Here is a 12,130-nt window from a genome sequence, read left to right on the forward strand (position 1 = left end):
GCAGCAGGTGGTGCAAAGCGCCCCAAGGATGGAGTCTTACGCGCGTTATGCCGAGACGCCGCTACGCAGCGCGCCGGCGCGGGCGGATACTCGGGCGGATACCTTTTCACCGGCGGGCTTGCGCGGCGCTCACGGCGCACATGCGCGGGGGTTGGACGTCTTGACGCTCCCTTCGTCGCTACCATCGCTACCTTTGCCGCTATCACAACAACTTACCGAGTGTTGACATGCCAGGAAAAAACGCTTCTCTGCCGCAGCAACCGGGCTTTGTGCAAGTACGCGGCGCCCGCGAACACAATCTGAAAAACGTCGACCTGGATATGCCGCGCGACGCCTTGGTGGTATTCACCGGCGTCTCCGGTTCGGGAAAGTCGTCGCTGGCCTTCGGCACCTTGTATGCCGAAGCGCAGCGCCGTTACCTGGAATCCGTGTCTCCCTATGCGCGGCGGCTGTTCCATCAGATGCCGGTGCCGGAAGTGACCGAGATCACCGGCTTGCCGCCGGCAGTGGCCTTGCAGCAGCAACGCGGCTCGCCGACCACCCGGTCGTCGGTCGGCAGCGTCACCACCCTGTCGAACTCCCTGCGCATGCTGTATTCGCGCGCCGGCGATTATCCGGCGCGCCAGCCGCTGCTGTACGCCGAATCGTTTTCGCCGAATACACCCGAAGGCGCATGCCCGCGCTGCCATGGTCTCGGTCGGGTGTATGAAGTCACCGAACAGTCAATGGTGCCGGACGATACGCTGACCATCCGCGAGCGCGCCATTGCGGCGTGGCCGACCGCATGGCACGGCCAGAACCTGCGCGACATCCTGGTGACGCTGGGCTACGACGTCGATACGCCATGGCGCGAGATGTCTAAAAAAGACCGGCGCTGGATCCTGTTCACCGATGAGCAGCCGGTAGTCCCGGTGTATGCCGGATTCACGCCGGCTGAAGTCCGCCAGGCGCTCAAACGCAAGGAAGACCCGAGCTATCAGGGCACTTTTACCAGCGCGCAGAAGTACGTGATGCAGACCTTCGCCAACACCGAGAGTGCGTCCATGAAGAAGCGCGTGGCGCAGTACATGGTCAGCAACGAATGTCCCTTGTGCAAGGGGAAACGGCTGCGTCCGGAGTCCTTGGCGGTGACCTTCGCCGGCCACGATATCGCCGATATCTCGCGGTTGTCGCTACGGCAGCTGGCGGAGATTTTCCGGCCAATGATTGCCGGGCAATCAGGCCGGCAAACCGCCGCCGCCAGGGCGCATCCGGAAAAGCAGATCGTCAGGCAGCGCATCGCCGCCGATCTGGTCGCGCGTCTGGACGTCCTGCTCGAACTGGGACTGGGTTACCTGACGCTGGAGCGCAGCACGCCGACATTGTCGCCGGGCGAGTTGCAGCGGCTGCGGCTGGGCACGCAAGTGCGTTCCAACCTGTTCGGCGTCGTGTATGTGCTCGACGAGCCTTCGGCGGGTTTGCATCCGGCCGATACTGAGGCCTTGTTGCGTGCGCTGGATCGCCTGAAGGCTTCCGGCAATTCGCTGTTCGTGGTCGAGCATGCGCTGGACGTGATTCGCCATGCCGACTGGATCGTCGACGTCGGACCCGCGGCCGGCGAAAAGGGCGGGCATATCCTCTATAGCGGCCCGGCGGCGGGACTGGAAGCGGTGACGGCGTCGGCAACCGCGCGCTACCTGTTTGCGCGCGATCGCATGCCTGCGCGCCGGCTGCGCATTCCGGATACCCCGGACGGCTTCCTGAAACTGCGTCAGGTGACGCGCAACAACCTCGACCGGCTGGATGTCGATTTTCCGCTCGGCGTGTTGACGAGCGTGACCGGCGTATCCGGTTCTGGAAAATCCAGTCTGGTCAGCCAGGTGCTGGTCGACCTGGTGACCGCGGCGCTCGGCCAGACGCTGGAAAAAGAGCCGGAAGAAGATGGAGACGACTATCTTGAAGAGGGCATCTCGCACGGTCGCATCGCCGCCGGACTGGAGCGCATCCGGCGACTCATCCGCGTCGACCAGAAGCCGATCGGCAGGACGCCGCGCTCCAACCTGGCGACTTACACCGGCTTGTTCGACCACGTGCGCCGTTTGTTCGCGGCGACCAAGACGGCGCGGTCGCGCGGCTACGATGCCGGACATTTTTCCTTCAACGTGGTCAAGGGACGTTGCCCGACCTGTGAAGGAGAAGGCGCCGTGATGGTCGAGCTGCTGTTCCTGCCGAGCGTCTACGCACCCTGTCCGGATTGCCATGGCGCGCGCTACAACGAGAAGACCCTGGGCATACGCTACCGCGATCGCAATATCGCCGACGTGCTGGCCATGACGGTGGATGCTGCGGCGGCGTTCTTTGCCGACGAGGAGCAGGTGCTGCGTTCGCTGGGCATGCTGCAGGATGTCGGGCTGGGCTACCTGCGGCTGGGGCAGCCCGCGACCGAACTGTCCGGCGGGGAAGCGCAGCGCATCAAGCTCGCCACGGAATTGCAACGCGCCCGGCGCGGCGACCTGCTGTACGTTCTGGACGAACCGACCACCGGCCTGCATCCGGCCGACGTCGACCGGCTGATCAAGCAACTGCATACGCTGGCCGATGCCGGCAACACCGTCATCGTGGTGGAACACAACATGCGCGTCGTCGCCGCCAGCGATTGGGTGATCGACATCGGACCGGGCGCCGGAGAAGAGGGCGGCAAGGTGGTCGCAAGCGGCACGCCCGCCGAACTTGCGCTATCCCGGAGCAGCAGGACGGCGCCGTATCTGCGCCGCTTCCTGGAGGAGCATCGGGACCAGACCGGAGAGTTCATTTCGCCTGGGGAGTGACCGGCGCACGCTGCGTCTTTATTTGCTTGCGTGCGCCCGGATCGAAGCCGGCGCTATTCTTGAAGATGTTGGGTTTGCGATAGATCGCCAGGATGACGCAGCCCTCGGCGCTGTGCGTTTCGTGCAGCGAATCCTTCTTGCGCCAGACGTAGTCGCCGGCACGGGCCATGCCGTCATGGTCTGAAAAAGATCCCTCCAGCACGTAGCTTTGCTCCAGGTCTGCATGCCGGTGCATCGGCAGCGTGGTGCCAGGTTGCCAGCGCAGCAGGCAAGTCATTTCTCCGGCTTCCTTGTTTTCGTACAGCACCTTGATTTCCACGCCTTCGAACTGGGATGGCTTCCAGTCCATTTCCTGCGGGCAGACGTAAATCGAGCCGCCCGGTGTCGGCAATGGCTGGCCGCTCAGCCGTTCTTCATAGGACTTGTCGTGTTGCTCGCTCATGCTTGATTTCCTCCGTGGATTGCGTCTCCGCCTTTGCAGACAGGAGACGCAAGATTCAGATGGCTATTCGTTCGGTTTCATCAGCGACACGCTGACCACGGCGATGAGGCCGAGGCAGGTCAGGTAAGTCGCCAGCATCAGCGGATTACCGTGATTGGCCTTGAGCAGCCAGGTCGCCACCAGCGGTGCCAGCCCACCGCCGATGGCGCCGGACACCTGCACCGCCAGCGAGATGCCGCTGTAGCGCACATGCGGTGGAAACTGTACCGAAAACAGATTGCCTTCCGGGCCGTACAGCAGTGAATAGATCACGCCGATCGCAATCACCATCGCCAGGTAGATATAGGCCTCGGTGCCGGACGCCAGCAGCTTGAAGAACACGAAGCCGAACAGGCAGATGCCGACAGCGCCGAGCGCAAAGATCCTGCGATGGCCGAACTTGTCGCCAAGTATCCCGGTCATTGGCATGAAGAACAGTGCCACCAGCGCGCCGACGATGATGGCGTTGAGCATCAGGCTCTTGGTCAGGCCCAGCTGCAGGGTGCCGTAGGACAGGGCAAAGGTGGCGACGGTGTAGAACCAGGTGACTTCGGCCAGCCGTGCGCCGCAGACCTTGAGCAGGCTTTTCCAGTGATGCCGGATGACGTACACGACCGGCAGCTTCACTTCCTGGCCGCGCTTCTTCATGTTCTCGAAGTCGGGTGACTCGGCCACCTTGATGCGGATGAACCAGCCGACGATCAGCAGGGCCACGCTGGCCACGAAGGGAATGCGCCACGCCCAGCCCAGCATGTCCGCCTCGGGCAGGCGCGCCACTGCAGCCATCGCCAGCGACGACAGGATCAGCCCCGGGGCCACGCCGGTCTGCGGCAGGCTGCCGAAGAATCCCTTCTTGCCTTTCGGCGCATGCTCCACCGCCATCAGCACTGCGCCGCCCCATTCGCCGCCGACCGCCAGGCCCTGGATGATGCGCATGATCACCAGGATCACCGCGCCCCAGTAGCCGATTTGTTCATAGGTCGGAATCAGGCCGATGATGATGGTCGGTATCCCCATCATCAGCAGCGTGATCAGCAGCATTGATTTGCGTCCGATCTTGTCGCCGAAGTGGCCGAACACGATGCCGCCCAGCGGCCGCGCCAGGAAGCCGACGGTGTACGTCGCGAACGACGCCAACGTGCCCGTCAGCGGATCGAAGGCCGGGAAGAACAGCTTGTTGAAGATCAATGCGGCGGCGGTGCCGTAGATGAAGAAGTCATACCATTCGATGGTGGTGCCCAGCATGCTGGCGATGCCGGCCACCACGTGCTGGCGGCCTTCCTTCTTCTCGTGCGGGACGGCGCGCGCGTCCAACTCAACGTTTCTTGCGTTTCCTTGCATGTTGTCTCTCCTCTTTTTTGTCCCGGCACGGGCCCCAGGCATGCAAGCTGCGGGCCGGATTGAATCCGTGTCAGCGGGAAGCGTCGTCCTGGCGGCACCAGTAGTCGAAGGTGCCTTTGACGATGGCCGGCTTCAGCAGGTAGTCGTGCGCCTCGGCGGCGAGATGGTCGGGCAGCGGCGTGGTCGGGCCGAACACGCGCGCGCGGATCTGCATGCGTGCCGCGCGTTCCAGATAGACCGCCAGATAGGTGGCTTCCTCCACGCAGTTGCCGGTGGTCAGCTGGCCATGGCTGGCCAGGATGATCGAGCGGTTGGGACCCATTGCCTCCGAGATGATCACGCCCTCCTGGTCGGCGATCGGCACGCCCGGCCACTCCGCCAGGAACGCGCAGTCGTTGTGGAACGGCGTCATGTCCATCTGCGACACCACCAGCGGCTGCCTGGCGGCCGCCAGCGCCGAGACGTAGGGAGAGTGGGTGTGGACGATGCTGTTGCAATGCGGCCGCTCCTTGTACACCCAGAGATGGAAGCGCGTCGCGGGATTGGCCATGCCCTCGCCGGACAGGGTGGTGAGGTCGCCGTCGACCTCGATGAAATCATCCGCCGTGGCTTCGTCGAAACCGAGGCCGAAGCGCAAGGTCCAGTAGGCGCCGGCGCGTTCGGAGCGGGCGCTGATCTGGCCCGCCAGGCCGGCTTCCTGGCCGGTCATCGCCAGGATGCGGGCGGCATAGGCCAGTGTCTCGCGCAGGGAGCGATTGCTTTTGCCGAGGTGCTGCTGCATTTCCTGCGTGGCGCGCTGGTCGAAATATTCCTTGCTTCGCAGTTCCATCACTACTCTCCTCATCTGATTTGGAATGGGAGGAAGTATTGGTGACGGACTTTATTTAATCCATGACGCCGGATGCATAGCTGCTATGCGTTTTTTTACTTGCTGTTTTGCAGTGCGATCTCAAGAATGAAATCGACCAGCGCCGTCTTTGCACGCCCCTTTTTGGTGATGGCGACGATGCGCCGCTTCAGGGCAGGACCGGCCAGCGGCACGCGCACCAGGCCGTAGTCGTGCAGCAGTTCGGCGGAGATGCGGTCGGGCAGCACGCAGCATGCCGAGGTCAGCGACACCAGCTTGAGCATGGCGTCGACGGTCTCGACTTCGGCCGAAATCTTCGGCGTGAAACCATGGCGGTCGAGCATGCGCCGCAACGCGTAATGCGGCGGAAAGGCCACCAGGGGAATCTCCTGCGCCGCCAGGTCAACCGACGGCTTGTTCGCCAGCGGCGAGCCGGCCTGCACCACCAGCACCATGGTCTCTTCGAACAGCGGCGTGATCTCCACCGCATCGGTGGCGACTGCCGTGTCGTAGACAAAGCCGATCTCGGCCTGGCCCGCCTCGACCAGGTCGACCACCTCCGGCGAACTCCGGCCGACCACGGAAATATTCACCGCCGGGCGCTGGCTCATGAAACTGGCCACCACATTGCCCATGAAGTAATAGCTCAGCGTGTGGATGGTGGCGACCTTGATGCTGCCGGTGGTCCGGCCTTGCTCGTTGCGCAACTGCTTGACGACGTCGTCGATGGCGTCGTAGGCGGGACGCGCGGCGTCGCGCAAACGCACGCCCGCTTCGGTCAGCTTGATGCCGCGGCCGTTGCGGTCGAACAGCTGGTTGCCGACTTCGACCTCCAGTCCGGCCAGGGTGCGGCTCAGGCTGGACTGGCTCATGCCGAGCAGATTGGCGGCTTCCGAGAGCGTCGGGCAGCGGCAGATTTCGAGGAAGAGGCGGACTTGGTGGTCGGCGTGTTTCATGGCTTGGCTGTGATGGCGGAGATGGCTGAAGTGGCTGAGATTGACGACGCTGATGAAGCTGCGATTTTGCGATAAGTCGGACGTCTCCGATACCAAATTCTGGAATTCCGCCATAGGCGGATGATGACCATGAGAAACAGGTAGTGAAATCAACAGCTTGCAGCGTGGGAGGTGCGTTTGCCGGATTGGCCTGATACTTGCACATGTTTCGCAGGCCAGGTCTGGATTGTCGTTTTTTAACTGACTCTCCGTACCGACGCCATTTCTATAAATACAACATCAGGAGACAGCATGAATCAATCTGCACGTTCGTCCACACCCCGCCAGCCGGGAAATCTTGCCGCAACATTCTTCCGCTTCCTCAAACCGAAACGCTCCCTTGTCGCCTTCGCCGCTTGCTGTCTGGTATCCGGCGCCGCGCTGGCGCAGGGGAAGCCCGTGGTGCAGTTCATCGCCACCGGCGGTACCATCGCCATGAAAATCGATCCCGTGACCAAGGGCGTGGTGCCGGCCATTTCCGGCGACGATTTGATGAAGACCGTGCCGGACGCCGGCAAATTCGCCACGATCGAGGTGAATAATTTCTCCAACATGTCGGCCAACTATGTCGAGCCGAAATGGTGGTCGCGCCTGACCAAGGAGGTCGACGATGCGCTGGCCCGGCCGGAAGTCGCCGGCGTGGTCGTCTCGCAAGGCACCGACACGATGGAAGAGACGGCCTACTGGCTTGACCTGACCGTGAAGTCCGACAAGCCCGTGGTACTGATCGGCGCGCAACGCAACGCGTCCGAATCCGACTTCGACGGCCCGCGCAATCTGCTCAACGCCATCCGCATCGCCACCACGGCAGAAGCCAAGGGCAAGGGCGTGATGGTGGCGATGAACAACCAGATCAATGCCGCTCGCAGCGTGACCAAGACGCACACCGGCGCAGTGGAAACCTTCAAGTCGGGCGACTTCGGCTTCCTCGGCGAAGTGTGGGATGACAAGGTGGTGTTTTCACGCACGGCATTGCGTCGCCAGCACATCGATATCGGCCCCGGCGAGATGCCGCGCGTGGAAATCCTGTCGATGTTCGGCGGCGCCGACGGCTCGCTGCTGCGCTATGCAGTCGACCAGGGCGCCAAGGGCATCGTGGTGCAGGCGGTGGGGATGGGGAACATGAACGTCTCGATGTTCGAGGCGGTGAAATATGCGCTGTCCAAGAACGTCCCGGTGGTGATCTCGACCCGCGTCTATAACGGCCGGACCATGCCGGTGTACGGCTTCCCCGGCGGTGGCAAGACCACCTTCGATGCCGGCGCCGTCATGGCGGGCGACCTGAGTCCGCAAAAGGCGCGCCTGCTGCTGATGCTGTTGATGCATCAGGGCAAGACCAGCAAGAAGGACTTGCAGGCGGCGTTTGAGAATTGAAGCCGGCCGGGCTTGGTTGAGTCTGCCGCCGGCAGGGGCGCCGCCGGCGTCGAAATAAACGGTTTCCGGTTCGCGCTTTGGCCTGTCCCTTTTTCCACATCTCGAGGCACCAGGCCCATCACGTCTTGAACTTGCACGGCATTGTCGTGTTCCCCCGGTTGCTGATGCGGCCGGGGGTGTTCAGTCAGCGGCCTCTGACGTAGTGCACGTGCTTCAATAGTTTCTGTACGTGAAGCCACGAGGACTGATCTGCGACGGGCAGGTCATCGGTTTGATCCGCCTATTTCTTCCTGATCGTCGACAACTGCTCTTTTGGTATCGGAGCGTAGTCGGCCGGATTCGGTGAGTTGCTGATCTTGGCGATGGCCGCCTGTGTTTCGGGACTCATCGGCCAGTTCAGGTTTTGCCCATGGGGCAGCGCCGGCGACTGGAACCACTTCGCGTAGATCTTGTTGATGTCGCCGGACTTGAAGATTGTGCTGATGCTCGTGTCGACGATCTGTTTGAATGCAGGATCGTTCTTGCGATAAATCAAGCCGAACGGTTCGACCGACAGCGCTTCCTTTCCGACCACCAGTTCGTTGCTGATCTTGCTCCCGCCTGCCAGGGACGCCAGTACGATATCGTCATTGATGAATGCGGCGGCCCGGCCGGTTTCCACCAGCAACATTCCTTCCGCCGTATCACGTGAGGCAATGATGTCGATACCCAGCTTCTGCCCGTCATTGAGCGTGCTGACCATCTTGATGTGGGTGGTTCCGCTATTGATGGCCAGCTTCTTTCCACGTAGATCTGCCAGGGTCGTGATATTGCTGCTGCGTTTGCTCAGGATGCGGGAGCCGCTCACATAGTAGGTCGGTGAAAACTCCACGATGTTCTGACGTTCTGCAGTATTGGTGGTGTTGCCGCATTCGATATCAACGGTGCCGTTCTGGATCAGGGGAATGCGGCTGGAGGAGGTCACCGGCAACATGGAAATATTCAACTGCGACATGCCCAGCTTGCGTTGAATATTCTTGGCAATGGCCAGGCATAGGTCCACTGCATAGCCTTCATAACTCTGCTTGTCGTTCAGGTAAGAAAATGGTTTGGTCGAATCGCGGACGCCAAGCACCAGCACGCCTTTTTCCTTGATCTTCTTCAATGTTCCGGTCAATTCTTCATCTTGAGCGGCGTTGGCAAGGTGTACTGCCTGGGTGCTCACGAGGCAGAGCGCCATGATGATTTTTTTCATTTTCTTTTCCCTTGAGATTTCAACGGCTACTTGGCAAAGATGTAGTCCATATTGGCGAACGACTTGAACTCCAGTGCATTGCCGGACGGATCCAGGAAAAACATCGTGGCTTGCTCGCCCACTTCGCCTTTGAAGCGGATGTACGGTTCGATGATGAATTTGATATTCGCAGCCTTCAACTTTTCCGCCAGGGCTTCCCATTCAGACAGTTCCAGGATCGCGCCGAAATGACGCGATGGCACGTCGTGATCGTCTACCGAATTGCTCACGCTGAAACCGGTCTCTTCCGGCGCCAGATGCGCCACCAGCTGGTGGCCGTAAAAATTGAAATCCACCCATTTGTCCGAACTGCGACCTTCCGGGCAGCCCAGTAAATCGCCGTAGAAAGCGCGTGCTTCGGCAATGTCTTTCACGGGAAACGCCAAATGGAACAACGATGTCGATGTCATTTTCAATCCTTCTGTTGATGTCGGTTTATGCTGCCCCGCAATGCGCGGAACGCATGCGGACGAAGCACATGACCCTGTGAGTGGCAAGGGATTGAAGCAGTCTAAATACATAAATTTATAATGTAAAATTCTGTATTTTCGTCTTTCATATTCATATTTTTCATAAGCATGATTCGCTATCTGAAGACATTCATCGCCGCCGCACGGCTCGGTTCCTTCTCGACTGCGGGCGCCAGGCTCGGTTTGACGCAGTCGGCGGTGAGCATGCAAATCAGGCGACTTGAAGATGAGTTGAACTGCGAGCTTTTCACTCGCGTGGGAAAGACGGTCGCTGTCAGCGAGCACGGCAAGCAGTTGCTTGTCACAGCAGATGAAATCGTGCGGCTCTTCGAATCCATGAAGGGGCAGACGGAGATCGCTGCCACGCGAGGGAAAATCGACATCGGTGCGATCTCCACCGTGCAGCTCGGATTGCTTCCTGCGGTGCTGGCCGATTTCTGCAAGGAGTTGCCGCTGGTCGAAGTGAACGTGGTGCCGGGGACCTCGGTGCAACTGATGTCGCAGATCGACAGCAACGACTTGTCGCTGGCGGTCATGATCCGGCCCAACCTGAAAATGACCAAGGGCTTGAAATGGACGACCATGCTGCGCGAAACATATGTCGTCATCGCCCCCACCTCGGCGCGTGAGACCTCGATCAAGTCCTTGCTGGAGTCGTATCCGTTTTTGCGTTACAGCCGCAGGTCGTACGGCGGACAGCTGGTCGACCGCTATCTGAAACGCACGCGCTTGCAGGTGAATGACACCATGGAGCTGGATGAGCCGATGGTCATTATCGAGATGGTGAGGAAGGGGCTGGGCGTGGCGATCATTCCCTATGACCTTGCCGCCGGCGCCTCTATCCGGAAAGTGCGTGTCCTGCCGCTGGAAGGGGAGGGGTTCTTCAGGGAAATCGGCGTTTTGCAGCGCGTTACGCCGACACCAAGCGTCGTGGTGTCCACGCTGATGGAGTGTATTTCCCGCGCGGCGGAGGCAAAGGAAGAGAGCAGCATGAAAACGTTGAAGGCGGATATCGACAAAGGGATGCGTTAGTAATCACGCCAATAATCATGCCAAAATCGCGCGGATAACAAGAATTGCAGATCCGGATCTTGACCGGGGACTGAGCCGCTGACATCAGATTACTTCCTTGGTCCAGCCAGAGGGTGCGCTCCGGCACCAAGCCAGTTGGGGCCGAAGCCTCGCACGTCGTTTGCAAAAATAGGATAGCGTACGTGGCTTGATTACTTGTGCGAGGGAAAAATGGATCAAAAATTAGTCATTGTCGCCACGCTGACGGCCAAGCCGGGCCATGGCGCCACGTTGAAAGCCGCGTTGGAGAAGGTAGTGCCGCCAAGCCGGGCCGAAGCCGGATGCCATCGCTATGATTTGCACGCCGACAACGGGAATCCCGATTCCTTTGTCATGCTGGAAGAATGGCGGGACGCGGCTGCGCTGACAGAGCATGAGTCGACGCCACATTTCCAGGCGCTTGTCGCTGCGGTGGGAGGGATTGCCGAGATCCAGATCCGCAAGCTGACCCAGATTGCCTGAGAAGAATGAACGCGGATTGATCGGGAGGGAGCTGCGCAAGGCTCCGCTCCCAGCTCGCAGCGCATTTCTGAAAGCCTTGGTTGGCTCAGTTCAGCGCCGTTCCTGAATCACCTTCCAGCCGTTTCCCGATGGATCGCGAAAACCCGCGTCGACCGTGCCGTAACGCTCCACGGGCTCCTGGGTGATTTCCACGCCCTGCGCTTTCATCCTGGCGCAGGTCTCCCGGCAATCGCGCACGCTCAGCACCAGCGGCGGCATCGCGCCTTTGGCCACCATCGCTTTGAGCGTCTGCGCAGTCGCGGCATCGTGCATCGGCGGCCCGGGGGTAAACAGGCCCAGCTGAAAACCTGGCTGCTCCGGATGCTGCACGGTCAACCAGCGATAGTCGCCGTTCTTGACGTCGGTATGAACGCCGAAGCCAAGCTTGTCCACGTAAAACGCCAGCGCTTCATCCTGGTCCCGCACGTATAGACCCGTTACTTGTACACCATCACTCATTGTCGATCTCCTTTGGTTGGGTCTCCTTTATACCGTCGGCCGACTGGCGCCGCTTCTCCAAAACTGAGGTCTTGAGATCGGGGCGGTGGGCGGCGCTGACGATGCAGGCAGGAACGCTGCTCAGTTCTTGCGCGGCAGCCCGCGCCTGCATGCGTACCGTGCTGGGCTTTTCGCCGGCGATTTCGCGGAAAACGCGCCCGAACGTGCCGAGGCTGCGCCAGCCCGTCTGGAAGGCGATGTCCGTGATCGGGAGCTCGCTGTCGCGCAGCAAGGCGACGGCCCGCTCGATGCGCCGGGTCAGCAAATAGCGATGCGGCGGGGTGCCGAAGGCTTCCTTGAAGGCGCGTGCGAAATGCGCTTGGGATACGTGGCTGACACTTGCCAGCCGTTCAACCGGCCAGTCTTCGTGCGAGGCGGCGTCCATGCGGTCCTTGGCGCGAAGCAGGCGGCGCAATAACTCAGGGCTCTGGATAAGGGTCTCGTTGCTCATTTTATTGTCGGGAATTCTCCT

General features: G+C 60.8%; 12 protein-coding genes. 4 read left to right on the top strand and 8 right to left on the bottom strand.

Annotated elements, in window-relative coordinates:
* Positions 1 to 227: 227 nt before the first annotated feature.
* Positions 228 to 2,807 carry an excinuclease ABC subunit UvrA gene (gene uvrA, locus ACIROY_RS05630; protein ID WP_402340396.1) on the top strand — a complete coding sequence of 860 codons (2,580 nt, stop codon included), beginning with the start codon at positions 228 to 230 and terminating at the stop codon, positions 2,805 to 2,807.
* On the opposite strand, the gene ACIROY_RS05635 is transcribed toward uvrA, so the two are convergent.
* The 4 genes from ACIROY_RS05635 to ACIROY_RS05650 all read right to left on the bottom strand — a co-directional run bounded on the left by ACIROY_RS05635 (position 2,788) and on the right by ACIROY_RS05650 (position 6,432).
* Entirely contained in the window at positions 2,788 to 3,249 is a 462-nt protein-coding gene (locus ACIROY_RS05635) for a cupin domain-containing protein (protein ID WP_402277454.1), read from the bottom strand. The genes uvrA and ACIROY_RS05635 overlap by 20 nt on opposite strands.
* A 63-nt stretch (positions 3,250 to 3,312) precedes the next feature.
* The gene (locus ACIROY_RS05640) at positions 3,313 to 4,629 is read right to left on the bottom strand and encodes an MFS transporter (RefSeq protein ID WP_402277453.1); all 1,317 of its coding nucleotides are present in this window, start codon (positions 4,627 to 4,629) and stop codon (positions 3,313 to 3,315) included.
* Between the two features lie 70 nt (positions 4,630 to 4,699).
* The gene (locus ACIROY_RS05645; protein ID WP_402340399.1) at positions 4,700 to 5,458 is read right to left on the bottom strand and encodes an aldolase; all 759 of its coding nucleotides are present in this window, start codon (positions 5,456 to 5,458) and stop codon (positions 4,700 to 4,702) included.
* Positions 5,459 to 5,553: 95 nt separating this feature from the next.
* Positions 5,554 to 6,432, bottom strand: coding sequence for a LysR family transcriptional regulator (locus ACIROY_RS05650; protein ID WP_402277449.1), 879 nt, complete (start codon positions 6,430 to 6,432; stop codon positions 5,554 to 5,556).
* 291 nt (positions 6,433 to 6,723) lie between these two features.
* Here ACIROY_RS05650 and ACIROY_RS05655 point away from each other — a divergent pair, with 291 nt between their 5' ends.
* Positions 6,724 to 7,845, top strand: coding sequence for an asparaginase (locus ACIROY_RS05655; protein WP_402340402.1), 1,122 nt, complete (start codon positions 6,724 to 6,726; stop codon positions 7,843 to 7,845).
* A 280-nt stretch (positions 7,846 to 8,125) separates the two neighbouring features.
* Here the strand turns inward: ACIROY_RS05655 and ACIROY_RS05660 are convergent, their stop codons facing one another.
* Together ACIROY_RS05660 and ACIROY_RS05665 are read right to left on the bottom strand one after the other, a co-directional pair.
* A complete protein-coding gene (locus tag ACIROY_RS05660; RefSeq protein ID WP_402340404.1) occupies positions 8,126 to 9,079 on the bottom strand; it encodes an amino acid ABC transporter substrate-binding protein in 954 nt (317 codons plus the stop codon).
* Between the two features lie 26 nt (positions 9,080 to 9,105).
* Positions 9,106 to 9,528 carry a VOC family protein gene (locus ACIROY_RS05665; RefSeq protein WP_402277699.1) on the bottom strand — a complete coding sequence of 141 codons (423 nt, stop codon included), beginning with the start codon at positions 9,526 to 9,528 and terminating at the stop codon, positions 9,106 to 9,108.
* Between the two features lie 168 nt (positions 9,529 to 9,696).
* Here ACIROY_RS05665 and ACIROY_RS05670 point away from each other — a divergent pair, with 168 nt between their 5' ends.
* Positions 9,697 to 10,620 carry a LysR family transcriptional regulator gene (locus ACIROY_RS05670; protein ID WP_402277444.1) on the top strand — a complete coding sequence of 308 codons (924 nt, stop codon included), beginning with the start codon at positions 9,697 to 9,699 and terminating at the stop codon, positions 10,618 to 10,620.
* Between the two features lie 210 nt (positions 10,621 to 10,830).
* Positions 10,831 to 11,121, top strand: coding sequence for a putative quinol monooxygenase (locus ACIROY_RS05675; RefSeq protein WP_402340407.1), 291 nt, complete (start codon positions 10,831 to 10,833; stop codon positions 11,119 to 11,121).
* Between the two features lie 90 nt (positions 11,122 to 11,211).
* Here the strand turns inward: ACIROY_RS05675 and ACIROY_RS05680 are convergent, their stop codons facing one another.
* Positions 11,212 to 11,619: a VOC family protein gene (locus ACIROY_RS05680; protein ID WP_402277442.1), complete on the bottom strand. Its 408-nt coding sequence runs from the start codon at positions 11,617 to 11,619 to the stop codon at positions 11,212 to 11,214.
* Positions 11,612 to 12,109, bottom strand: coding sequence for a helix-turn-helix transcriptional regulator (locus tag ACIROY_RS05685; protein WP_402340410.1), 498 nt, complete (start codon positions 12,107 to 12,109; stop codon positions 11,612 to 11,614). Before ACIROY_RS05685 ends, ACIROY_RS05680 begins: the two co-directional genes overlap by 8 nt.
* Positions 12,110 to 12,130 lie beyond the last annotated feature (21 nt).

Source organism: Herbaspirillum sp. NPDC101396 (assembly GCF_044767365.1).
In the GTDB taxonomy this organism is placed as follows: Bacteria; Pseudomonadota; Gammaproteobacteria; order Burkholderiales; family Burkholderiaceae_D; genus Herbaspirillum.